The following is a 25432-nucleotide window of genomic DNA, read 5'->3' on the forward strand; positions in this document are numbered from 1 at the left end:
TGAGAGCGGATTGTTTTAATGGTTATCTCAACGACATTGTACTGGATTCCAAGTCCTCTAATGGAGAACGTTGAGCCCCAGCGGTAACAACTGAGTCAAAAAAGCCATATCTTTTAGCCACTACTTCTTTCTGAACACTTGAAGGCAGCAACTCTTTGAACTCACTCCAATAGGGAGATAATAATTCAACTGGGCTGATCTTTTCTGCTTCATCCGTATTCACCACTTTTAATTTCCACGCGCTCACTGGAATATCTTTGGCTAGTTGGGGATTTAAGCTAAAGATTGATTTCAGTACAGACCGGCCCTGTTTGGTTTGTAATAAATGATAAAGAGCCGTGCAGTTTTCATATGGACCTGCCTTTTGAGTTCGTGTGCGAATCAATGCATCCACTGGAATTGCCATCGCTAATTTTGGATTAGCGCTTAATAGTTTTTCAAGAATGGATAAACCCTCTACACTTGTAGTCAGCCAATAGAAAGCAGAACTGTTCTGGATATCATTTTCTTCAAGCAGAGGCGCGCACAAAGCATCTGCCGAAATTTGTCCAGCCAGTTGGGGGTTGTGTTTGAGTAAATTATCAAGCAAGGCGGGGAACATGGCCATTTTAAACAGGGGAGAGAGATTATTGTGAACACCCAAAAAACTGGGGAAACGCCTGCAAAGATCTTCACCCGTTAAGCCTTTAGCCACAGCCAGGTTTTCAGCGAATATTCTATTTAGAATTTCTCTGCCAGCTGAGGAAAAAGTCATCGTGTAGAGAATAGGTACAATTTTTTTCTCCTCGGATTGTCGAGAGTATTTACACAAGTATTCCGCTGTCATGCCCTGCACCAAATTAGGATTGACTTCCATTATCATCTTAAGAAATTCCAGTCCATCAGGTTGAAGAGCCAGTTTATAAAATGGAGAAAAGAGTAAAGTGCGGGTTTTATCCAAGTCCGATTCGTACAGAGCTTCAGTGGAGAGGTATTTAACTATTGTTAAATTTTGCTCCAAAAGAGTATAAAGAATTTCTCTTCTTTTCTCATTCAAGCTTAATAAATAAAACATTGATGGACAATTCGTGTTATTGAATTTAACAGGCCTACCGAACCACTCAGGAGTAATTGCTTGAGCTATTTTTTCATTTCCAAAAATTAGAGTACAAAAAATGTCAATTCCATCATCCGTAGTACTGAGCCAATACATAGCAGGCACTCCCGGCTCATGTTTATATTCAGAGATGGGTCGAGACCATTGCACAAAAGGAATAGTATTTATCAAATCAGGATTAAGTGCCAATAATAGCCTAAGCACAGCTCGACCGTGTTCATAAAAGCACAAATTACGTAATGTTGTATGCTCGACTCCAGGCAGAGGCGCGTATAAGAGCTCTGCAATTAAATCTTGAGCAATCCTGGGGTTTTGACTAATCAAATTATATAAAACCTTGCACCTCTCATCGGAACTGCTCATGTTGTATAAGGTGTGGTAAGCACCATTGATCATGGCTTCCTTCGGTTTGAAACCTAAGACATCATTCAGGGTTATCTCTTGTACTAAACTGGGGTTTATTTTGAACAATTTATTTAAAACATCCATCCCTTTATTGGATAAAGCTAACAAATATATTGGCGATTGAATTTGGCTGGGCCCTGCTTTTTTGGTTAATGTCCTACACAGGTCTTTGACTGTAATTTCTCTAGCCAGGTTTGGATTTTTCTCCAATAAATGCAATAAAATATCCCTGCCCTCTTCTGTACTAGCCAACCTGCAAAAAGGAGAGATATTATCATCAGGCTCACCGGATATGACTGGACGGCACAATTCGGTTGCTGACATTTCCTCTGCAAGCGTTGGGTTTAACTCCAATAATAATCTTAAGATGCCCTGACCGTCTGCAGTCGCTGCCAACCAATAAAATGCGGAGCGTCTGCCCCCTTGATACAAGGATTTGACTCGCATTTCTTTTGCTAGGCCGGGGTTTTGCAGGTAAATGATTTTAAGAATGGTGCGATTTATAGCTGTTGTTGTTAACCAATAGAAAGGGGTGGTGTCATCAACGTCTTTGGTATTGCTGGCTACACGATAAAGAGCTTCTGCTGTAATCAGCTGAGGCAGTTGAGGATTAAACTCCATCAAATTGCTTAATTCATTACGAGCTATCAGTAAGAATAAAGGCGAAGAATTCGTGTCATGCACTAATTTACAAGGACGACACAAAGCATCTTGAGAAATGGAATGAGCAATCTGTGGATTAATCTGAAGCAAGGTTTTAAACACATCACTTTTATCCAGATAAACAAGCCAGAATAGCTCAGAAACACCGCCATCCACTGCTTTACAAAGCCGCTCGGCTGTGATTTTTTTGGCTAGATCAGGATTTTTTAACAGGAATTGCTGAAACACCTTACCTGAGACTGAACTAAAAAGAATTTTCTTAAAGAGAGTCGGTCCATTTAAATAGAACGGTGTTTCAAATAGAAGTTTTTCGAGATTTTTATTTTTAAATAGATTGATTAAATTTTGTTCGGTAAAATTAGCGAATAGATTCGTGACGTACTGAGTACTAACAGCCATCTGCGAATTTTTTGTCCCTTCTTTAGTCGGAGGATTTTTCTGTTCACTTCTTGTGACGGTCTGCTTTTTGTCTGCCTCACCAGACGATATTTTTGGTTCTGAAACAGCATCGGTAGATTTCCTTGCTCTTGTCGAATTTTTGGACTGAGAGACTAATTCTGTCTTTGCCGGTTCTGCCTTTTGTGCGCTATCTGAACTCGTGTGTAGCATAGATTTCTTATCTTGCTCAAAAGAGGATAGATTTTTCCCAAGTTTATGGAGATAAATATTTTTTGCCTGCTCTTCATGACCACTTAAGAGCAAACGTCGAGCTTCTAAAAGCCATTTCTCATTTTGTTTGCTTTCCTCTTCTTCAGTGGTGGTGGTATTGCTTAACGTAGATACTGAAGCGGATTCTTGTGCAATGCTTTGCTGCAATTGTGAAGTTAATAGTTGTATCCCATGATTTGGAGGTTGATAGATGAACAGACGCTGTATCGCCCGAGTAAAAGCAGTAAAAACCTGGTTGCAATAAGGACCGTATTTATCTTCACCGCTTCCCTGTTTGGCACGATGGATTTGCTCCCTCCCTTTCGCGCTGTTTGAAGCCAGTTTGGCATTTGCTTCGTGACATAGCGGGTTATCAAACAGACGGAAACAAAGTACATTGTCATACTCTAATCCTTTGATCTCATCGGGAGTGAAGACCAAAGGGGTGTTAAACAAAGCCATCACTTCGTTTTTAAATTCTTTCGAGGTAACGATGGCAAAGTTTGTTCCATTGGCAAGTGGTTTAAGATCTTTGAGTTGTTCAGTATTTGAAAACCAATGCACCTCTCCCTGATTATCAAGGTTTTCCTGAGACACACTGATTTCTTGTTGTTCATCTTTGTCGGCTAACCCCCCTGTCAATTGAAATTTAATCTTTAACATGGCATTGGCTGTTTTTACCACCTTTGCAGGGCAACGGTAGGAGAAAGGGAGCACAAGATGCGTCAGATTAAATGCAACCGAGCGTAAAAAGTTTAGCAAATGCGGGCGTTTCGAACGATTGTCTTTCAAGCTTTGATGACTGTCCATGCAGTAACATATCTCAGATTTTCGTGACAGTTGATGCAATTGCTTAAGTTGCAACATGGAGAAATCTTGTGATTCATCGACCACTACGACAGAATACAGTTCCTTTTGCTCAAAGCGGTAAAACTCAGGGTGAACTTGATTATTGCCCTGCAAATGTTTCAGGTAAAGTTGATACAAATTAAACAGCCATTCTTTTTGAGAACGTTCGGCAAACAAAGACTGACGATTGCCTAAAGACAAATACTCTTCTTTGCTATAGCCTGAAATGATTCGAAACTCTTGATACACTTCTTCTCGTCTTTCGCTCAGAGCTGCGTAAAATTCTTTAAGTTGTTTTGAATTCTTTGCGTTTTTTTTCAGATTTTCACTTAACCAGCTTAAGCAATGGGCCTCGTCAACGAGAGTTTTATCTTTAAGTTTTGGATCTAAATCCAGCATTAACTGAGTATAGGTTTTAAATTGTACTTTCTTGCCATTCAATTGCTGATAAGAAGGTGATTGTTCCCAAAGGCTTTTCATGTTTCTTGCAAGAAGGTCTGACTGGGTAACATAAATAAATGCTTCTTCAGCTTTTTCTGGAGCTTCTTCGACCGCTCGTGTCAATAGAGATAATGCCAGACAAGATTTACCAGAACCTGCAGCCCCACTGATAAGAAGAGGTTTTTTAACGCTTAGCGCCTGTTGTTGGACCGTATTAAACTCAATTAACTTTTGGTTATAAAATTCTACAGCTGCATAATGCAAACTGGACTCTTTAAAATTACTCAGCGTTGGCTGTTCGTCCGGGGTAGTGAAATGTTCTTCCCTTATCTGCTCACACAAAGCTTGAGCATGGGTCTCGAGATAATGAGAAAGAACTGAAGACTTTAAAAAACGTGATTTTTGGTAGTCATGATTTTTAATGACTTCCAGAAGTAGTAAATATGAATTGCTATCTTTAGTTATGGTTGTAAACAGCAATCTATCAGTTGAATTGACCCGAATACTGTAAACGCGATGACCCGATAATTTTTTTAAATCCAAATCTGCCGCTTGATAATTACCCGTTAGCAATTTATTGATTGTGTCTTCGTAAGTACTTAATAATTCTTTATCGCCTAATATGCCTTGCCAATAGAAAATTTTCTCTTTCAAGATGACCTCAGTTATCTATAATTCGAACAAAAAGAATAAATTTTATTGTTTTTGACAAGGTATTGTCAATCTGAATAATTTTTGTCGTTGTATGATCAACGTCTAAAAACAATAATTTATTGGATGGATATATGAGCACAAATCAAGCAGCTCCTTGGCAGGAGTGGCTCGATTAAATTGAAAGATGGACTCTTTGGAATGCCTCAGAGTCCCAAGGAATGACGGATTAGGATTTCCACAAGTCCATAAAATCAACCACAGACATTGCAGCAAGTGTATTGGTGTCACTCATGGCTTGAGCGATTGTATCGACCTGAGATGGGACAAAACGAGTAGCCATATTGTGCTTGAATTTTGCCATTAAGACTGGAATACCCTCTTCTCTACGGCGCTTGTGCCCAATTGGATATTCAACCGTTACCAATCTTGATTCGGTGCCGTCTTTAAAGATTAATTTAATGCTATTGGCAATTGAGCGTTTTTGTGGATCATGGTAATCCAGAGAAAATTGCTTATTTTCCGATACATGCATTTTGGCACGTAACTCATCAATTCGAGGATCTTTAGCAGTCATGTCTTCATAATGCTCAGCCCGCAAATCACCATGCAAAAGCCCTATTGCGACCATATATTGCAGACAATGGTCACGATCAGCCGGGTTGTGCAAAGGGCCTTGTTTGCTGATGATGCGAATGGCGGATTCATGAGTAATCAATTCAATGCGAACAATATCATCGAATCGATCTCGCACTATCGGATGCAAAGCCACTGCACATTCTACCGCAGTTTGTGCATGAAATTCAGCTGGATAAGACAGCTTAAAGAGGACATGTTCCATAACATAACTTTCATAAGGTCGCTGGAATTTAAATGGCTTGCCTTCAAACAACACATCGTAAAATCCCCACTTGGGGGCTGTTAAACAACTCGGGTAACCCATTTCACCAGTCATGGAAATCAGTGCAAGCCGCACGGCCCTGGCAGTTGCATCGCCCGCTGCCCATGATTTGCGAGAACCAGCATTTGGGGCGTGTCTGTAAGTTCTTAAGCTTTGTCCATCGACAAAGACCTGGGATAAAGTACGAAGTAAACCATCTCTATCGGCACCCAGCAAATGGGCTGCGACAGCCGCACTGGCCAGCTTCACCAAAATGACATGATCCAGGCCCACACGATTAAAGCTGTTTTCCAAAGCCATGCAGCCCTGGATTTCATGCGCTTTAATCATTGCTGTAAGCACAGTATGCATTTTTAAGGAGGGTTTACCATTTTTAAGATTTTGTCGACTTACATAATCAGCGACTGCAAGAATAGCGCCCAGATTATCGGAGGGATGTCCCCATTCTGCCGCCAACCAGGTGTCATTAAAATCAAGCCAACGAACCATCGTTCCTATATTGAAAGCAGCTTGCACAGGATCCAGTTCATAATTGGTTCCAGGAACGCGCGCGCCACCTGGCAGAGTGGCGCCTTTAACAACAGGTCCCAGAAGTTTGCTGCATTCTGGAAAGTTTAAAGCCAGCATTCCACAGCCTAAGGTATCCATTAAACAAAGGCGGGCGGTCTCATAAGCTTCAACGCTATCAATGTTGCTATTTAAAACATAGTCAGCGATATCCGTTAATACGCTGTCGTAATCTGGTTTAATATTATCTTCCACAGCAGAATGCATTTTAGCCTCTCCTATCAATGGCAATAAATTGTTGTGGTTCAGGCCCTGTATATTCAGAAGTGGGTCGAATTAAGCGGTTGTCCGCTCTCTGCTCAAAAACATGTGCAGACCATCCTGTTATGCGTGACATGACAAAAATTGGGGTAAATAAATGAGTTGGAATTCCGCAAAAATGATAGGCTGAGGCGCTATAAAAATCCAGGTTGGGAAAGAGTTTTTTCTCTCGCCTCATTACAGCCTCAATTCGTTCCGAGACGTCAAACAATAAACTGTCGTTTTTAGCTTCAGCTAATTTTTTTGACCAGGCTTTAATAATATCGGACCGGGGATCAGATACTGTGTAGACGCGATGGCCGAAACCCATGATCTTGGCTTTGTTTGCCAGCATGCTCATCAATTCTTTCTCAGCTTCATCGGGGCTTTTGAATTGTTCTATGAGTTCCATGGCGGCTTCGTTTGCACCTCCGTGCAATGGGCCACGTAATGTCCCAATGGCAGTGGTGATTGCAGAATAAAAATCGGACAAGGTTGCAGCCGTTACACGAGCAGCAAATGTAGAAGCATTAAATTCATGTTCCGCATAAAGGATTAAGGAAACATTCATCATATCGCATTCCAGTTCACTGGGTTTCTTGCCATGCAAAAGAGCTAGAAAATGGCCACCGGTACTGGGCTCATCGCTTAGGCCTGAAATTTCTTTCCCTTGAAAATGATAGGCATACCAATAACACATCATGCCAGGAAATAAAGCCAGCAACCGATCAGCGATATCATACTGTTGAGAGAATTGCTCTTCGGGTTCGAGAGTTCCTAACATTGAACAGCCTGTGCGTAATACATCCATAGGATGGGTATTTTTTGGAATTAACTTTAATACTTTTTTTAAATCTTCAGGCAGATTTCTAAGCCCCATTAATTTTTTTACATAGTTATCCAGGTCTGCTTGCGTGGGCAAATGGCCGTAATGAAGTAAATAAGCCACTTCCTCAAAAGTAGCATGTTCTGCTAAATCATAGATTGAATAACCACGGTAATTTAACCCCTTACCCTCTTGTCCTACCGTAGCAATAGCGGATTGCCCAGCAACCACACCAGCTAATCCCGCTCCTGATTTATTGACCATCCTCAACCTCCATTAATTGGTCTAGTTTTTTTTCATACTCCTGGTAACCCAAAACGTTGTATAAATCATTTCGAGTTTGCATCATATTCACAACATCTTTTTGGCTGCCGGTTTGCATGATGCTGCGATACACCGTTAAAGCCGCTTGCGACATCGCTCTAAAGGCACTCAGAGGATATAAAATCAATTGAATACCTGCCTCTTTCAATTCTTCTCTTGAGAATAAGGGGGTTTTGCCAAATTCTGTAATGTTTGCCAAAACAGGTACAGTGAAATGGGAGCAGAATTCTTTATACTCTTCCAGAGTGGTCATTGCCTCAGGAAACAACATATCTGCCCCTAATTCTACGCAAAGCTGCGCTCTCTCCACGGCCGCTGCCATTCCCTCAACAGCATAGGCATCAGTACGAGCCATGATGACGAAATTGTCGTCACAACGGGCATCAACAGCTGCTTTGATCCGATCCCCCATCTCCTGTTTTGAAACGATGGCTTTATTGGGCCGATGTCCACAGCGTTTGGCAAGCACCTGATCCTCAATGTGAATGGCCGCCACAGAGGCTCGCTCCATGAGCTTAACGGTTCTGGCGATATTAAATGCGTGTCCCCAGGCCGTATCGACATCAACCAGCAAAGGAAGTGAGCAAGCATCGGTAATTCTTCGGGCATCCTCAAGGACATCAGGAAGGCTCGTCATTCCCAAATCCGGTAAGCCATAGGAAGCATTAGCCACACCAGCACCTGATAAATAAATGGCTTCACACCCCACGGATTCGGCTAGCATTGCAGAATAGGCGTTAATTGTGCCTACAACTTGGAGAGGTGAGTTAGTTTTAACAAGAGATCTAAACCGCTTTCCCATGGAAGACATGAGCTCACTCCTTGATATTGCGAACAGCTTTTTTAACACGCTGTTAGGATGATCGCAATGATAATTTGCAATTGTTTAATTTAAAAAATCTCAAAAATAACAATCACTAGCAATTTAATGTTCTATATGTTTCAATTTTTTTGTTAAGCGAATATTTTTTCTAATTTAGGATTGGTGTGCGTGAGAAGCGTTTATTTTTTAATATGCATTGCATTTTTTTTGCCTAAATCCTTGTATGCCGCACAAACCACTGAAAAGATATGGACGGTATTGGGTTTAAATACCACTATGGGTAAATTTTCTTATCAACTTGAACCGCAATTACGGCAAGCTGTACGTAATAACCTTTTTGGAGAATTCCTTACTAATTTCAGTGGCAGCTATCAATGGTCCTCGTCCTGGCAATTTTCACTAGGCACCACATCAATCAATGCCAAACCGTTGGGAGGACCCATGCTTCACGAGATGAGGCTTTGGGAACAAGGCACTTATAGCCATCCGGGTTCATTGTGGTTACTTCGCTCCCGCTTAGAGCAGCGAACACGCCAGGATTCAAATGAAATAAGTTATCGTTTGCGTGAGCGACTGCTAATAAAAAAGCCTCTTATTGATAAACTCAGTTTGGTTGTTTTTGATGAAATATTTGTTAATCTAAATAAACCAGATTGGGAAATAACGCCCACCATCGCTCAAAATCGTGTTCTTATCAGCCTGGATCAGCAAGCTTCAGACAGACTGACTGTTGGCGCAGGATACATTTTTCAGACTGTCTTTAGCCATCCCTTACACATTGGCCACGTAGCCTCTCTTTACTGGCAACTCTATTTTCCTGAGCAATGAGGTTAAATAATAATATGGCCTTTCATGTACCATCTGCAGTTACCTGAAAGATTAACCCTATTCTCAAGCACTTCACAAAACACTTCGCCTTTGCGCAAAGATCCCTGGATTCCATGTAATTCCTTTTTATTAAGCTTGGAAGACCAGTAAGGTGCCAAAACACAATGGGCCGAACCTGTAACAGGATCCTCAGGAATATTATGCTTGGGATAAAAGCATCGGGAATAGAAATCAGCTTCTGTAGATTTCGCAGTGATAATTAACCCGCGCTTTGTCAGGCTCGACAATATTTTAAGGTCAACTTGAGTTTGCAACACTTGGGATTCATTAGCTAATACAACCAGATAATCCAATTCACTGTCATAAATTTCAACGCAAGGTTGATCCAAACACTGCATGATGGCTTCTGGGGTTCGACTGTCTTGAAAGGTTAAGCGCGGGAAATCAAGGGTATAGCGCTCTCCTTGTTTATGCACTGCTAAAGCACCGCTCAAACTCGAAAAAATGACCGTTTCCTTGGTTTTCTTTAGTTCATGTAAAACAAACCCGGCAGCCAAAGTTGCATGGCCACACAAGCTTATTTCCCCTTTCGGAGTGAACCAACGAATATGAAAACCATTGCCATCCTCGATGACGAATGCGGTCTCAGAGAGATTATTTTCAACGGCAATAGCCTGCATCAGTTCATCATTCAACCAGTCATTCAATAAACAAACTGCAGCGGGATTTCCATGAAAGACCTTATCCGTAAAAGCGTCAATTTGATAAATAGCAAGATCGTGCACAGCCTACCTCTTCGTCATTTTCAAGCTGGGCGAAGAGTAACGGTCTAGATGATGATAAGCAAGTTTTATTTACCTAAGTTAGCCGGATGAAGGCTTAAGCATTATAAATTTATAGAGCCGTGAATTTCAGGTGACCATTTAATAAGTGGGGAATCCCGCCGATTCACTGATTGTCTAAAAGCCAAATTAAGAGTATTTGAGGGCCTGGTTACCGTCATATCATTAGAGATTTCTAAGTTCCTGTGGCTGTCTTGTAGCGCGGCAAGAACAAACTCAGCCAACTTTAAACCCTTAAACTCCTCTGTCAACCGATTTACTTTTTCAAGAAACATAGAACATCGTTGTGAAGTCTGCCCCCATAAACCCTGATCAATTGACTCCGGAGCGATAAATGAAATGGTCAATTTCTCTTTCCTATAATCCATGAAAATCTCCTTTGTTCTAGAGGAGTCAATCCTTCTTAAGAAAACTTGTCATTGTGAATGATTTTATAGCAAAACAATCCTCGCTAAGATTTTCTAATGATTGATTTGCGTATAAATCGTGCTGGGGACAAGGCTTGCATCAAATATCGCGGCAATACAGAAGGTTCATTATTAATTGAGGCGGCCAACCATTCAGCAGCCAAAGGTATCGTTGTTAAACCTCTTGAACCAAACCCCGCACAAAGATATAAACCGTTGTAATAAGGGCCCGCATAAGGAAGCCATCGTTTCGCATTGCTTTCCAAGCCGGCAAATCTTTGCCGAAATTCCGAACTATTCGGAACAGGTCCTACAATCGGCAAATAATCTGTTGTTGCACCTCTCACACCAGCCCAACTGCTTTTGCATTTTTTAGACCAAGTTAATCCTGAGGGAATTTTCTCCAATCTCGCAAGATTGAGCTCATCGTCCTCAGGACAACACTCGGAATCAAAGCGGGATAAATGATAAGTTGCACCCAAGGCATGCCCTTTCCCGAACATAGGAAGAATGTGGCCATCACCACATAAAGGAAGCTTTAGTAGTTGACTGTCAGGGCTCGCTTGAATAAAACTCATTTGTCCCCGGATAGGCTTGAGCGGCAAAAATTCGGTTTCCTTAAATTGCTTGGCTTGATAGCCATTGGCAATAACCAAAACTTCGGCTGACTGCCCATTGGCCCACCATCCACCATCTCGATAAACTAATTCATCAATGGAAGTATTTGGTGACCAAGTGATATTTTCATGGTCAGAGAGAATCCGGCAAAGCTTAGGAGAGTTTATCCAGCCAGAAAGAGGAATAAATAAACCGCCGCATTGTAAGTCAATCCCTGCGACTTCAGATGCTTCCTGAGCACTCAATAATTGTCCTAGTTCAGGATAACTAGCCAGCCACTCTCTCAAATCGAGATGCGCCCTTTTCTCTGTCTCATTAAAGGCCAACTGCAATATTCCTGATAGTTCTCCTACATCATATTGACCAAGAAATTTACTGTATTCTCGAACTGCAAATAAAAATCCACTCAGCATAAAAGCCGTCAAGGGCGAGTGATATGTTGATAACATGGGATAAAGAACAGCTTGCTTATTACCCGATGCACCAAGACCTACTTCGGATTGGGAATCCATTAATTGAACCTGCCAATTTCGCTTGGCCAATGCATAAGCTGTGTAACAGCCTGCCAACCCCGCACCTAAAACAATGGCTTTTTTCTGTTCAATCTTTGGCAATACATTGTGGTGCCAGGGCGTTATGCGATTTTTTCTTTTGCATTCCTTGGCTTCCTGATTGCATACTGCAGTAATCATATCCCTTTTGCGACCGAAGCCTTTGATTTTTTCAATCAGAAATCCAACCTTCCTGAGATTTTGCTTCACCAATGCTGCCGCGGAGAAGGTGGCTAATGTTGTTCCTGGTTTAGATAATAGGCTAATGGTATAAAATAAATCCTCTGACCACATGTTGGCATTTTTAGCAGGTGCAAAACCATCTAAGTACCAGGCATCAATAAATTGATTGCGTAATCTTGCCTCTAATGAAGGATCGCCACAGACTACAAGTTGCTGATAACAGGATAAAGCATCACCCAACATTAAAACGAGATTAATTCTGCCATCATCGAATGTTAAGAAGTGAAACCCGGGGGTAAGGACTGGATACTCTAATAATAACGTTTCAGCTTCGGTTTTTAGCTGCGGCCACAACTTAAGGCAACGAGCCAAATCGGTTTTGGTTAATGGAAATTGTTCACAACTGAAGTAATAGAGGCGGGAATTTTCAGGAGCATGCTTTTTCCAAAGAGACCAAGTCAGTAGGAAATTCAAACCACTACCAAAACCCGTTTCAGCAATTACAAAGGTTTCTGCAGACAAATTATGCCAACGATCAATCAATCGATTGCCAGTAATAAAAACGTGTTCAGCCTCTTTAAGGCCATCATCGAAAGAAAAGTAAATGTCATTAAATTCTTGGGAAAACGGCAAATCACCACGCCAGGATAAATTTGCCGTTTTTACTGGGACAAAAGGATTACTCACACATCTACTCATTAAGCGGCAACAGAGGCACAGTCCTCCACTACCGTCACTGCCTTGTCATTGATCCAGCTACGAATTCTGGGGGCTAATAAAAATAGAAGCACCGAAGCAGCAATCGCAAACAAGCCTAAATCTAGAAAGACACTACTATACCCATTATTGGTTATTAACGGAAGATTACTCTCTTTTCCATTAGTCATCCAATTGGAGCTGTAACTCGATAAGGTAGCACCTACGCCCGTAGCAAGCATCCACATTCCCATCATGATTCCCTGCAGGGAATTAGGAACCAAGGCCCCAACCATCGCATAACCAATGGGTGAAATGAGCACTTCACCAACACTTTGCAGGATAAAACTTAAAACAATCCAACCGGGCGAAACAAATCCTTGCGGATCAGCATTATGAATACCAAGAGGTAGCAGTGCAAAAGCAAGGCCAATCAGCAACAAGGCAAAGGCGAATTGTGCGGGTATATTCACCTGCATACCTCGTGAGCGCATCTTGCTAAACGCCAAGCTTAATAAAGGGCCTCCCAGGACAATACAAATGGTATTTATATTTTGGAACCATTGAGGGGCAATCGTTGCTACAGACAAATTACGGCGAACATTATTCTCAATAAAATGGGTCAACCCCATGGGTCCAATTTGATAAAGAGTCCAAAAAACGGTACTCACTAACATAAGAACCACAAACGCCAGCAACTTTTCACGGGCAGACCTTGACTCTTGATTAAAAACAAGGCAGATTGCAACAGCAAGAACCAATACACCGGTGACTAAAATTAATTTATTGGCCCAATCTGCATAATGAATAAGCTGACTTAACATAAACGGGAGGCCAATAATAACCATCATTCCGCCCAGTGACGCCCTCTTTTTATCTGAGTTGGATAAACGGCTCAACGCTGTATTTTGATCAGTTAAACTGTGCCAAAAGTAAAGACAAATGAAGATGGCAATCAAATTTCCTACACTGCTTAACAAAAACAAGCGGGAATAATTTTGCGACAGCTGAAAATAACCACTTAAACTAAAGCCAATAAAAAAACCAACATTCATCCCTGCATAATTCCATAAAAATGCAGTTTCCCTGCGGCTATCTTTTGCCTGGAAACGCTGAGTAACCATACAATTGATGCAAGTTACATTAAGCCCGCTTCCGGTCAAAAAGAACCCTAAACCACAGTATAAATAGGAGATACTTTCTGTGGCCAAAAATATGCAACCTACTACCTGCGCGAACATACCTAAGCAAAATAATGCTCTATTAGAAAGCAAACGTCCGCCGCAACAACCACCCAGCAAATGCAATGCGAAATTACCTGCAACGAAAATTCCTATGATATTATTGGCGTGCGGTACCGAAATACCGAGTTTTTTAGTAAGATAGAGAACTAACGTGGAGTAAAGCACACTAAAGCTTAAAGTCGAAAAAATCTGGATGAAAAATAAGGCTACAATTCCTTGTGGGAAATCACTCCAAACTACTTTCTTGCTATCAACTTTAGACATCAGATGCCCTCCTTTGTTAGCTGAGTTTCTTCGAATATGACACGCAAATTTTTAACTGTCTACGCCGAATTTGGGGAAAATGCTGTAAAATAGAATCTTCTTACAAAAACCTTCAGTTTCTTAACACAGCATGCATTTTCTTTACATTTTTTGTGGTTCTGTGTTTGAGTTCTATAGTAATCAATCAGGCTAATTTGAGGTTGTTATGCATAAAAAACTGTATTTAACCGGGATTGAAAAACGACCAGGAAAGTCTTTTGTTTCTTTAGGATTCCTCTCCTTGCTCAAAGAACAACAAACGTCGCTTAAATGTTTTAAATTATTTTCAGAGTCGGATAACTCTCAAATTCCTTTGATTGAGGCAATTAACGAGGAATCGGTTAAGCATCTTATGTCTATTAGTCAAGCGATTGACCTAATGCGAGACTCTCCTGCAGATTTGATCTCGGCAGCCCTTGAGTTTACTGATAGAAATAATGATGCCCAGATCACTTATTTTGAAGGCACCGATTTTGAAAGTGATCACGATCTATTTGAATATCAATTTAATCTGATGCTCGCTCAGCAATTAAATTGCGATGTGATTCTCGTCCTTTCAGCAAAAGACAGAACGTTAGAACACAGTGTGACCCTTTTAAGAAATGCTTTGGAAATTAGTCATAAGAGTCATGCACGAGTAACTGGGGTTATTGTCAATCGTGTCCCCAGTGCCATGGAAACAGAAGCCCAGGAACTGTTTGAAAAAAACTTTCCTGAATTGACCTTTATTGCAGTCTTACCCGAATTTGATGAACTCGCCCATCCTTCCATGCGGGACATAGCCATTAAATTGCATGCCCAAATCATTACCGGCACTAAAGAACTGCATCGTCCCGTACGACAATTTACAATCGCTGCAAAAACAGTCGGAAATTTTCTGGAATCACGCCTGGAACGCAATGGCATGTTGATTATCACCCCAGATGATCGAATTGATGTTTTGCTGGGTTCATTACTGGCCGATCAATCAGCCAATTACCCCAAAATTGCTGGCATTGTTTTGACTGGTGGTGAAATGCCAGGTCCAGTTATCCGTGAAATTCTATCAGGGCTTGAGTATACTTTTCCGGTTTTATTAACCAAGTTGAGAACTTATGAAACAGCTACTACGTTATATACTGCAAGGTTCAGCCTGAGCAGTACTGATCCGGCAAAGGTTAGTAAAGCCATTGAATCAATGCGGCCATTTCTGGTGAAACCCCTTCTCAAATTATTAAGCGACAAAACAAAAAGCCCAAGGTTAACTCCGGCCGTATTCTTGCATGACATCAGTTCGAAAGCGAAAAAATTAAAACAGCATATTATATTACCTGAAGGTGATGATTCCCGCATTTTGATCGCTGCAGATTATGTGCTTAAACGTCAGATTGTGAACCTAACTATTCTCGGCAAACCAGAAAAAATTCTACTGCAGGCAAAGCGCTTGGGGTTAGATCTGCCGGATGTGAACATCATTGATCTTGAAACCACCCCATTGAGAGAAACTTACGCTCAAAAATACTATGAGCTTCGCAAACACAAAAATATCAATCTGCCAATCGCCCTTGAACGAATGGCAGACGTGAATTATTTTGCAGCCATGATGGTTTACTGTGGTGATGCCGATGGCATGGTGTCTGGTGCTGCCCATACTACCGCCGATACAGTTCGTCCTGCTTTAGAAATTATTAAAACAAAACCTGATGTCAATAAGGTTTCTTCGGTATTCATCATGTGTATGCCAACGCGGGTATTAATTTATGGTGATTGCGCCATTAATCCTGAACCCGATAGCCAAACCCTTGCCGAAATTGCGATTCAAGCAGCGCAAATTGCAAAAAATCTAGGCATTAAGCCTAAAGTTGCATTACTATCCTACTCCTCTGGGCATTCTGGCAAAGGCGAAAGCGTGGAAAAAGTCGCTAAAGCATTGGACATTGTAAAACAATTGAAACCCCAATTAGTGGTTGAAGGCCCAATTCAATATGACGCGGCAGTTGATCCTGAGGTTGCCAGAAAAAAATTGCCTAATTCTAAATTGCTGGGTGATGCCAATGTTTTAATTTTTCCTGATCTCAATACGGGTAACAACACATACAAAGCGGTGCAGAGAGAAACAGGCGCTCTGGCAATAGGACCAGTTTTGCTCGGCTTAAATAAACCTGTGAATGATTTAAGCCGCGGTTGCACTCCTGAAGACATCATAAACACGATTTTGGTTACAGCCATACAGGCTAAAGGAGATAAGTAATGAATGTACTAACACTCAATGCAGGAAGCTCCTCAATAAAATATAAAGCGTTTAAAGTCGATCACGAGCAAACTCTTTCTCTGCTTTCAGGACTTATTGAAGGAATAGGTGAAATCAGTGGCCATTGGCACCACACTGATAATAAAGGAACAAAAGAAAGCAAAGCCTGCACTTTTTCGAATCACGAAGAAGCATTTACTGCTTTAGCCCACAAGTTAAAAGAAGATTTAGTTAAATATCCCATACAAGGAGTTGGCCACCGGGTCGTTCATGGTGGTAATGATTATTTTTTACCAACAATCATTAACCCTGAGGTGTTGGAAAATATTAAAAAACTTTCGCAGTTAGCTCCTATTCACAATCCCATCAATGCCCTGGGGATACAATTCGCCCAACAACATTTCCCTCAGGCTTTGCATGTCGCTGTATTTGATAGCGGTTTTCATCACAGCATACCTCCTCATGTACACAATTATGCCATCAATAGAGGGATTACCCAGAAATATCAAATCAAACGTTATGGTTTTCATGGCATTAACCATGAATACGTCGCGAGAAGCGCTGCTGCTTTCTTAAATAAACCCTTGGAGACATGCAATTTTATTAGTTTACACCTAGGTAACGGAGCAAGTGCCTGTCTCATAAAAAATGGAGAGTCTTTTGACACCACCATGGGGATGACGCCTTTGGCGGGTTTAATCATGGGAACACGTTGCGGAGATATTGATCCTGCAATCCCCTTGTATCTGCAGTATCAAGGAATGAGTACTGTCGAGGTGGATAACCTCTTGAATAAAAACAGCGGCCTTAAAGGGATAGCAAACGAAAATGATATGCGTCGCCTAATTGAACGGGCATCAGCAGAGGACGAATCGGCTATTTTGGCCATTGATATGTATGTCTATTCATTACAAAAAATAATCGGGGCTTATTGCAGTCAAATTGCAGATCTTGATGCCTTGATTTTTACGGGAGGAGTGGGCGAGAACGCGTCCATCATTCGTGAGAAAGTCATTGATCCACTCTCACACCTCGATTTTGAACTCAACCACAAAGTTAATCAACAAAAGGTTGACAGCAATTGCTTTGACATTTCCGCAAAGGGGAAGAGGATTCTTGTTATTCGTGGAGATGAGGAAGCACTAATCGCTCAGAAAGTCGAGAACATTGTAGTGAATTTATTCTAATTACATTTTGCTGGTAGAACCCATCTTATTCAGAAGATGCTGAATAAGATGGATTTTTGGAGTATGTGCAGTCTAGAACTCAGTTTCTTTGTCCTTGGCCTTTGCCAATCTTTGTCTTTCCGTGGCTAAACTGTAGTTATTTGCAATGAACTCACGTTTAATTGCCGCGACCTGTTCATCTCTTAAACGCGCTCCATATTGACTCACTACTTCAGCAGCAGCCCGATTGGCCAGGACGGTCGCTACCTGCGGTGCATAGCCATGAGTAATCGCATATAGGTAGGCGCCAGCGAACATGTCCCCGGCACCAACAGTATCCACGGCCTTAATTGGCAACGTAGGGATTCTTAGAATCTCACCGTCTATAGCCAGAACAGCTCCTTGGTCCCCACAGGTAATAATTAAGTGGTTGCTTAATGATTGTAATAAAGCAATGGCTGTTTCAAGATCATGGCTTTCAGTAAAGAGCAATGCCTCTTCCTGATTACAAAACAACAGATCGACCTGCCCTTCTATCACGGCCAGCAATTCTTGTTTGAAATAACGAACCATATTAGGGTCAGACAAAGTCAAAGCCACTTTTGTTCCAGCTTCTTTAGCATGCCTTCTTGCCTGCAGTAATGCCCTTCTGGCTGTTGGCGAAGTAATTAGATAACCTTCAAGATAAAGATATTCTGATTCGGCAATTGCTTGAAAATTAAGAACCTGAGGACAGAGAGTTTCTGAAATACCAAGATGAGTGTTCATCGTGCGCTGGGCATCATCGGTCACCAATACCAAACATTGGCCGGTAATACCTGGCGTCAAATCCTCAAACGCTAAATTGCATTCGATTCCCAATGCAAACAGTTCTTGCAGAAACAGTTTCCCCGCTTCGTCATTGGCAAGCTTGCAGCTGTAGAATCCTCGTCCGCCAAATTGATTTAGCGCAATTAGGGTATTGGCTGCCGAACCACCGCAGCCACTGTGACAAAATTTCCCATCTAAAGCACTCAGGAGCTGCTGATGTCTTACTGCATCCGTGAGAGTCATCACGCCTTTTTCAATGAGCAGTTCTTGTAAAAGATTTTCATCTACTTTGACATCTCGATCGAGTAAAGCATTACCGATTCCATAAACATGATATTTTTTCATTAAGCAGTCACCTTTTGGATCTGTGACAGTACGGATTCGGCTGCCTTTAATGTTGATTGAAGCTCTTCCTGTTGATGGGCAATTGAAACAAACCCAGCCTCGTACATGGACGGTGCAAAATAAATACCCTTCGCCAGCATGCCGTGGAAAAATCGTCGGAACAAAGGCTCATCCGAATCAGCAACGTCTTGATAATCAAGTACCTGGTCTTTGCTGTTAAAGCAGAAACCGAACATTCCTCCTTGAGAAGCATAGCAGAATGGCAATTTGAAGGAATTCACAATATCAGCCAACCCCTGCAGCATGGCTTGTGAATAATTGGCCAATTGCTCATAAAAGCCAGGTTTTTCAATTTCAGTCAATGTGGCCAATCCAGCAGCCATGGCCAATGGATTACCCGATAAAGTACCCGCCTGATACACCGCCCCTTCAGGTGCCAAACAGCTCATAATTGAAGCCTTGCCTCCAATTGCCCCAACTGGCATACCTCCACCGATGACTTTCCCCAAAGTCGTCAAATCGGGGATAATATTATAAAGAGCTTGCGCACCACCTAAAGCCACACGAAAACCAGTCATGACTTCATCAAAAATGAGCAAAGATCCGTTGTCGGTGCATAATTGTCTAAGTCCTTTAAGAAATTCTGGTTTGGGTAATACAAAACCCATATTTCCTGCAATAGGCTCTAAAATAACTGCAGCAATATCTCCCTTATAACGCTCAAACAAAGCAGCAGTTTGCTCCAAGTGATTAAAATCAGCAGTTAAAGTATGTTCGGTAATGCTTGCAGGAATGCCTGGAGTTGAAGGAATGCCTAAAGTGAGCAAACCAGAACCTGCTTTAACCAGCAATCCGTCACTATGGCCGTGATAACAACCATTGAATTTAATAATTTTGTTTTTGCCTGTATAGCCCCGTGCCAAACGAATGGCCGTCATCGTCGCCTCAGTGCCTGAGTTAACCATTCGAACCTTTTCTATGGCTGGCATCAATTCAGTGATCTTCTTAGCCAGCTTCACTTCCAATTCGGTCGGAGCACCAAAACTCATCCCACTGTTTAATACCTCACTCACCGCTTTAATAACTTGGGGATGGCAATGGCCAAGGATAAGGGGCCCCCAAGAACCGACATAATCGATGTAAGATTTGTCATCAACATCAGTAAGATATGCTCCCTTGCCTTTTTTAAAGAAAATGGGATCCCCGCCCACTCCCTTAAACGCTCGCACAGGAGAGTTTACTCCACCCGGAATTAGAGTTTGGGCCTCAGCAAATAGCTTTTGTGAAAATGTCATGATTTTCCTATCATTGAACTAAGCCTAATATTTTACAGTTTTTTTAGTGAGCTGACAAAACGCAGCTCTTTTACTCTTTACAATCAAAGAAGCAATCGTTAAATTAAGCCCTTTTAAAATTGAATGAAGATTATGCAAGAATACAAGCGATACATTTGCGTCATTTGTGGATTCATCTATGATGAGGCTGAGGGATGGCCAGAAGACGGTATTGAACCAGGAACCCGTTGGGAAGATGTTCCTGAAAATTGGTTTTGTCCCGATTGTGGCGCAGGCAAAGAAGATTTCGAAATGGTTGAAATGGATTAGAGCTTTTTAGCTCTAACTTCTAAAAAATTAAGCTTAAAAAGGCCTCACGACCACCAATAGAACAATCGCGATGAGTAAAACCGTAGGTAATTCATTGAAAATGCGATAAAATTTCGCACTTCTATTGTTTTTTCCTTCAGCGTAGCGTTTTCGATAATAGCCACAAAATCCATGATAGATCCACAATAACAAAACCAACCCTAACTTGGCATGCATCCATCCCGCCCTTAAATAATACTGCGGATTAAAAAGAAGTAGGCTTAAACCCAAGATGGTTGTTGTCAGCGCTGCAGGCCAAGTTATCCCATAATACAAACGACGCTCCATAACCTTAAAACGAGCAAGGCTAATGCTGTCTTGAGCATCGGCATGATAGACGAATAACCTTGGAAGATAGAAAAGCCCGGCAAACCAAGCCACCATAGCAATAATATGAAATGCTTTAATCGTTAACATCTTTATCTCTTACCCTCTTTCGCCGACGTTGGCGAGATCGCCGCAAAAGATTAAGCGATTCGACTCCTAAAGAAAAGCCCATTGCAAAATAAACGTAGCCCCTGGGAATATGGAAGGAGAAGCCATCAGCGACAAGGACCATGCCGATCAAAATTAAAAAACTTAAAGCAAGCATTTTAACTGTCGGATGTTTGTCAATAAAATTACTTACCGGTTCACTGGCGTACAACATGACCAGTATTGCACAAGTTATTGCTGAGGCCATGACGAAAAAATGGTTGGTTAAACCAACAGCCGTGAGAACACTATCCAGCGAAAAAATAATATCCATCACAGCCACTTGAAACACCACACTTCTAAATGTAACCCTCTTTTTAGGGAAAGAAAGACTTGCTTCCTTTTCCTCCTCAGAACCTGCGACTTCATAGTGAATCTCTTGAGTCGCTTTAACAATCAGAAAAGTACCACCCGCAAAGAGAAATAAATCACGCACAGACAATGAAAAAGAACCCCAGGTAAAAAAGGGATGGGTCAATTTCACAAGCATAATAGCGGATGCTAACAACAAAAGACGAGTTAACCAGGCAAAGGTTAATCCCCATCGGCGGGCATATCGACGTTGTTCCTTCGGCAATTTCTCCGTTAGGATTGATAGAAAAACCAAGTTATCAATCCCCAGAATGATTTCCAGAATGGTTAATGCCGAAAGACTGAGAAGAATATCTAAAAGCTCCATATTTACACTTTAGCCTTCCTGTAAAATTACTATTGTCTCCCGGAACTTGCAAAAGGTAAATAATTCACTTTCTTGTGGATCTAGGCTATACTTATGCGGCGTTAGGTGGCCATTACAAGGTGACGACAATAATTAAGTTAATCAAAAAGCTGTTACGTAAATCCAGGGCCAATCATCAGCCCATCGATGCAAGCTATATTATTCCACGTACTCAGCATAAAGTTTCCAAAACCGATATTAGCATTAATGCTCTTAAAGTCTTGAACCGACTCAATAGCGCTGGATTCCAGGCCTATTTGGTTGGAGGCAGCGTACGGGATTTACTTCTCGGAAAAGCCCCTAAAGATTTTGACATTGCAACGAATGCAACCCCCAACCAAATTAAAAAATTATTTCGAAATGCGAGAATCATTGGGCGGCGTTTTAAATTGGTTCATATCATTTTCCACAGGGACATCATTGAAGTGGCGACCTTTCGCAAAAGTAGCGAAAGCGAAAATGAATTGATGGCAGAACACCAATACACGAATGAAAGAGGAATGCTGGTCCGCGACAATGTATATGGCACACTCGATGAGGATGCATGGCGCCGCGATTTTACTGTGAACTCACTGTATTACAACATAGATGATGCATCCATCGTTGATTTTACTGGTGGTGTAAATGACGTCCATGAACGACTTCTTCGAATAATTGGGGATCCAGACAAGCGCTACCAGGAAGATCCCGTGCGGATGTTACGAGCCATTCGTTTTAGCGCAAAATTGCATTTTGAGCTGGCTCCAGAAACGGCTGCCCCTCTACCCAAATTGAGTCATCTTATTCGCCATGTTTCCGGCTCACGTTTATTTGATGAAATGACTAAACTGTATCAATGCGGAGAGGCCGAAACCGTTCAACGTCTTTTGGTGGAGCATGGTTTATTTCCCCATCTGTTTGAGCAAACCGCCAATTTATTTGCTAGCGAGTACCCCGTCAAAGCATTATTAGGCATCGCTTTAGAAAATACAGATACTCGTATTCGTGATGAAAAACCAGTCACTCCAGCTTTCTTATTTGCTGTCCTCCTCTGGTTTCCATTAAAAGCCCAAGCACTTGCTTTACAAGAAAGTGAAGGATTAGACCCTTTACCCGCTCTTGAAAAAGCCATGTCCCAAGTTATTTTTGAGCAAAACAAGGTAATTACCATACCCAAACGTTTTAGCCAAATTATTCGGGAAATTTGGTTGTTGCAATTTCGCTTTCCTAAACGATTTGGTGGGCGGGCATTTAACCTCTTGCAACACCCTAGATTTCGTGCAGCCTATGATTTTCTTGCCTTGCGGGCATTAGCGGGTGATGAATCCCTTGAACTGGCGCAATGGTGGACCACTTTTCAGGAAAGTGATGCCAAGGAGCAAGCAGCTATGGTTGCTGCATTATCTCCAAAGACTTTGCCTCATAAAAATCGAAAAAAACGTAAACCCAAAACGATAACTTCATCAGAATGAATCTCTGCTACCTTGCTTTAGGGAGTAACTTAAAAACGCCAGAGCGACAAATAAGGTTAGCTCTCAAAGCGCTGCGCGCTTTACCTTACACCTACGTTTTGGCAGTAGCAAAATTTCATCGTAACAAAGCTTGGGGAAGAAAGGCTCAACCTGATTTTATCAATACTGTTGTCAAGATAAAAACCAGGCTAACCCCCTTTATGCTACTTCAAAAATGCCATGAAATCGAAAAAGCACAGGGACGGGTACGACATGAGAAATGGGGAAGTCGGACCATCGATATCGATATATTAATTTATGGTTCTTTGAAAATGAGGACAAAGCAGCTTATTATCCCCCACCCCAGAATGTTTTCCAGAGACTTTGTCATGATTCCATTGTCCGAATTAGCTCCTGACCTCTACAAAAGGGCTAAACCCAGTTCCGGCCAATCAAAGGCTGAATAAAAATCCATCCCAAATTTTGACAAATGATGATGCAAAAATCCAAACCTGAAGGCAATCATTTTGACAGGGGTTTAAGGATTAAATGAGCAACAGGGAAGCTAAGTTCTTAATATTTTTCGAATTATCTACTACAATTAGCGTATCGGAATAGTTGAGAGAGGGAATCGTGTACACAACCATTTTGCACGCAACGGACCTAAGCGAAAATCATTTCAATCAATGTAAAAAAGCAGTTGAAATTGCCAAACATTTTAATGCCAAACTTCATTTACTTCACGTCATTGAACCTCCCGCAAGCTTACAGTTGGCTCAAGGACTTGGTTTCGCAGAGTTAGCTAATCCGGTAAAAGATGATGCGCAAACGGTAATGACTTTGCTGGGTGAGGCTCTTAACATCCCTGCAGAGCAACAGCACGTTGAAATTGGTTCACTCAAAGCGCATATTCTCGATAAAGTGAAGTCCCTCGGCTGTCAATTAATTATCCTAGGGAGCCATAATCCGAGTGCCGTACCTGCTTTTCTTGGTAGTACAGCCTATGCCATGCTTCACCATGCACCTTGCGATGTGTTAACGCTGCGAGCCGATGCTTTAGCTTGATTGATCAGGCAGTAAATCAGCGAGTCCGCAGCTGTTATTAAGTAGCAAAATCTTATGCTATTTTTTCTTTACTCGCTTCATTAAACGCTTCTTCTTTTGAATTTGTCTTGGCGTTAACTTATTTTTTTTGTCTTTAAATGGATTGACGCCACCTTTGAACTCCAGCTTTAAAGGAGTACCAATCAAACCTAAATGTTGAACAAAGGCATTGTTGAGATAACGTTTGTAACTGTCTGGTAAAGAATCCAATTGATTACCATGAATAACAATGACTGGCGGATTATGTCCGCCAGCGTGTGCATATCTGAGCTTGATTCTTCGTCCTTGTACCAAAGGCGGAGAATGCTGTGCGACTAAATCTTGCAACAAACGCGTTAATTTAGGCGTTGAAAAAGCTTGCATCGCGGAGGCATAGGCTTGCTCTATATCCTTAAATAGCAGACCTACTCCACTGCCGTGCAAAGCTGAAATAAATCTAATTTTGGCAAATTGTACAAAATGCAGACGACGAGAAAGCTCGTTTTTGATAGACTCTTTATGATCCTCATCCAGACCATCCCATTTGTTTACTGCAATTACCAAAGCCTTCCCTGCTTCAATAATGAAGCCTAACAAATGCATATCTTGTTCAGTCAGACCTTCACGAGCATCCAGGAGCATCATGCATACATGTGTTTCTTTAATGGATTGCAAGGTTTTAATTACCGAGAATTTTTCTATTTTTTCGTCAACCCTTGCTCTCCGGCGAATTCCTGCTGTATCAATTAGCGTGTATGCTTTATCGTCTCGCGTGAATGGAATGGCGATGCTATCTCTCGTTGTACCTGGCATGTCATAAACGACCACGCGTTCTTCGCCAAGAATACGGTTGATCAAGGTGGATTTACCCACATTAGGTCGGCCAACGAAGGCTATTTTAATCGACTTTTCTTCTGGCTCATCAACAGCAACTGGCTCAAAATCTTCGGTTAGAATGCCTAATAAAGAATTCATTCCCCGGCCATGGGCCGCTGAAATGGGGTGTACCTCTGAAAAGCCAAGCGATTGAAATTCGGAGCAAGCAATTTCCTCATTCAATCCATCGGTTTTATTGACCACAAGATAAATGGGTTTATTGATTTTTCGAAGACGAATTGCAATTTCTTCATCAACTCCAGTCAATCCTGCTCTTGCATCGACTAGAAAAAGCACAATGTTAGCCTCTTCCAAAGCCATTTCGGATTGCTTTGACATTAAGGCATCCACAGCCAAATCATCAACCCCCACACCTCCTGTGTCGATCACAATAAATGATCTTTGGTTATAAGATGCTTGACCGTATTGTCTATCACGAGTGAGGCCAGGAAAATCAGCAACCAAGGCATCTTGAGTGTGGGTTAATCGATTAAATAATGTCGATTTACCCACATTAGGGCGCCCTACCAGGGCAATAACAGGAATCATGC

20 protein-coding genes are annotated in these 25432 nt (G+C 41.6%); 7 read left to right on the forward strand and 13 right to left on the reverse strand.

Features of this window, described 5'->3' with window-relative positions; genetic code table 11:
• Positions 1 to 22: 22 nt before the first annotated feature.
• From EL203_RS07070 to prpB, 4 genes are all read right to left on the reverse strand, one after another.
• Entirely contained in the window at positions 23 to 4756 is a 4734-nt protein-coding gene (locus EL203_RS07070) for a DNA/RNA helicase domain-containing protein (RefSeq protein WP_058470984.1), read from the reverse strand.
• Positions 4757 to 4982: 226 nt separating this feature from the next.
• Entirely contained in the window at positions 4983 to 6428 is a 1446-nt protein-coding gene (locus tag EL203_RS07075) for a bifunctional 2-methylcitrate dehydratase/aconitate hydratase (protein WP_058470983.1), read from the reverse strand.
• 1 nt (position 6429) lies between these two features.
• A complete protein-coding gene (gene prpC, locus EL203_RS07080) occupies positions 6430 to 7551 on the reverse strand; it encodes a bifunctional 2-methylcitrate synthase/citrate synthase (RefSeq protein ID WP_058470982.1) in 1122 nt (373 codons plus the stop codon).
• Positions 7541 to 8422: a methylisocitrate lyase gene (prpB, locus tag EL203_RS07085; RefSeq protein WP_058470981.1), complete on the reverse strand. Its 882-nt coding sequence runs from the start codon at positions 8420 to 8422 to the stop codon at positions 7541 to 7543. Before prpB ends, prpC begins: the two co-directional genes overlap by 11 nt.
• 180 nt (positions 8423 to 8602) lie before the next feature.
• Here prpB and EL203_RS07090 point away from each other — a divergent pair, with 180 nt between their 5' ends.
• Positions 8603 to 9262 (forward strand): DUF2490 domain-containing protein, encoded by a 660-nt coding sequence (locus EL203_RS07090; protein WP_058470980.1) that lies wholly within the window; start codon positions 8603 to 8605, stop codon positions 9260 to 9262.
• Positions 9263 to 9264: 2 nt separating this feature from the next.
• On the opposite strand, the gene EL203_RS07095 is transcribed toward EL203_RS07090, so the two are convergent.
• The 4 genes from EL203_RS07095 to EL203_RS07110 all read right to left on the reverse strand — a co-directional run bounded on the left by EL203_RS07095 (position 9265) and on the right by EL203_RS07110 (position 14067).
• Positions 9265 to 10047, reverse strand: coding sequence for a PhzF family phenazine biosynthesis protein (locus tag EL203_RS07095; RefSeq protein WP_058470979.1), 783 nt, complete (start codon positions 10045 to 10047; stop codon positions 9265 to 9267).
• A gap of 101 nt (positions 10048 to 10148) precedes the next feature.
• Positions 10149 to 10472 (reverse strand): hypothetical protein, encoded by a 324-nt coding sequence (locus EL203_RS07100; RefSeq protein ID WP_058470978.1) that lies wholly within the window; start codon positions 10470 to 10472, stop codon positions 10149 to 10151.
• A gap of 83 nt (positions 10473 to 10555) precedes the next feature.
• Positions 10556 to 12550: a bifunctional tRNA (5-methylaminomethyl-2-thiouridine)(34)-methyltransferase MnmD/FAD-dependent 5-carboxymethylaminomethyl-2-thiouridine(34) oxidoreductase MnmC gene (gene mnmC / locus EL203_RS07105; RefSeq protein WP_058470977.1), complete on the reverse strand. Its 1995-nt coding sequence runs from the start codon at positions 12548 to 12550 to the stop codon at positions 10556 to 10558.
• A gap of 11 nt (positions 12551 to 12561) precedes the next feature.
• A complete protein-coding gene (locus EL203_RS07110; RefSeq protein ID WP_058470976.1) occupies positions 12562 to 14067 on the reverse strand; it encodes a peptide MFS transporter in 1506 nt (501 codons plus the stop codon).
• Between the two features lie 205 nt (positions 14068 to 14272).
• On the opposite strand from EL203_RS07110, the gene pta reads away from it, so the two are divergent.
• Positions 14273 to 16336: a phosphate acetyltransferase gene (pta, locus tag EL203_RS07115; protein WP_058470975.1), complete on the forward strand. Its 2064-nt coding sequence runs from the start codon at positions 14273 to 14275 to the stop codon at positions 16334 to 16336.
• Positions 16336 to 17523, forward strand: coding sequence for an acetate/propionate family kinase (locus EL203_RS07120; RefSeq protein ID WP_058470974.1), 1188 nt, complete (start codon positions 16336 to 16338; stop codon positions 17521 to 17523). The genes pta and EL203_RS07120 overlap by 1 nt, the downstream gene beginning before the upstream one ends.
• 72 nt (positions 17524 to 17595) lie before the next feature.
• On the opposite strand, the gene EL203_RS07125 is transcribed toward EL203_RS07120, so the two are convergent.
• Both EL203_RS07125 and hemL read right to left on the reverse strand, forming a co-directional pair.
• Entirely contained in the window at positions 17596 to 18657 is a 1062-nt protein-coding gene (locus EL203_RS07125) for an adenosine kinase (protein ID WP_064108398.1), read from the reverse strand.
• Entirely contained in the window at positions 18657 to 19952 is a 1296-nt protein-coding gene (gene hemL / locus EL203_RS07130) for a glutamate-1-semialdehyde 2,1-aminomutase (RefSeq protein ID WP_058470973.1), read from the reverse strand. The genes EL203_RS07125 and hemL overlap by 1 nt, the downstream gene beginning before the upstream one ends.
• Positions 19953 to 20084: 132 nt before the next feature.
• Here hemL and EL203_RS07135 point away from each other — a divergent pair, with 132 nt between their 5' ends.
• Positions 20085 to 20261, forward strand: coding sequence for a rubredoxin (locus tag EL203_RS07135; RefSeq protein ID WP_010947264.1), 177 nt, complete (start codon positions 20085 to 20087; stop codon positions 20259 to 20261).
• Positions 20262 to 20294: 33 nt separating this feature from the next.
• Here the strand turns inward: EL203_RS07135 and hemJ are convergent, their stop codons facing one another.
• Complete coding sequence (gene hemJ / locus EL203_RS07140) at positions 20295 to 20717, reverse strand: protoporphyrinogen oxidase HemJ (protein WP_058470972.1); 423 nt, start codon at positions 20715 to 20717, stop codon at positions 20295 to 20297.
• Positions 20704 to 21453 (reverse strand): TerC family protein, encoded by a 750-nt coding sequence (locus EL203_RS07145; protein WP_058470971.1) that lies wholly within the window; start codon positions 21451 to 21453, stop codon positions 20704 to 20706. The genes hemJ and EL203_RS07145 overlap by 14 nt, the downstream gene beginning before the upstream one ends.
• 149 nt (positions 21454 to 21602) lie before the next feature.
• On the opposite strand from EL203_RS07145, the gene pcnB reads away from it, so the two are divergent.
• The 3 genes from pcnB (at position 21603) to EL203_RS07160 (ending at position 23987) form a co-directional block, all read left to right on the forward strand.
• Complete coding sequence (gene pcnB / locus EL203_RS07150) at positions 21603 to 22943, forward strand: polynucleotide adenylyltransferase PcnB (protein ID WP_058472201.1); 1341 nt, start codon at positions 21603 to 21605, stop codon at positions 22941 to 22943.
• Positions 22940 to 23389 (forward strand): 2-amino-4-hydroxy-6-hydroxymethyldihydropteridine diphosphokinase, encoded by a 450-nt coding sequence (gene folK, locus EL203_RS07155; RefSeq protein WP_058470970.1) that lies wholly within the window; start codon positions 22940 to 22942, stop codon positions 23387 to 23389. Before pcnB ends, folK begins: the two co-directional genes overlap by 4 nt.
• A gap of 166 nt (positions 23390 to 23555) precedes the next feature.
• Positions 23556 to 23987 (forward strand): universal stress protein, encoded by a 432-nt coding sequence (locus EL203_RS07160; RefSeq protein WP_058470969.1) that lies wholly within the window; start codon positions 23556 to 23558, stop codon positions 23985 to 23987.
• Positions 23988 to 24044: 57 nt separating this feature from the next.
• Here EL203_RS07160 and der read toward each other — a convergent pair whose 3' ends face one another.
• Positions 24045 to 25430, reverse strand: coding sequence for a ribosome biogenesis GTPase Der (gene der / locus EL203_RS07165; protein WP_058470968.1), 1386 nt, complete (start codon positions 25428 to 25430; stop codon positions 24045 to 24047).
• Between the last annotated feature and the right edge of the window lie 2 nt (positions 25431 to 25432).

It is taken from the genome of Legionella jordanis, from assembly GCF_900637635.1.
Lineage (GTDB): Bacteria > Pseudomonadota > Gammaproteobacteria > Legionellales > Legionellaceae > Tatlockia > Tatlockia jordanis.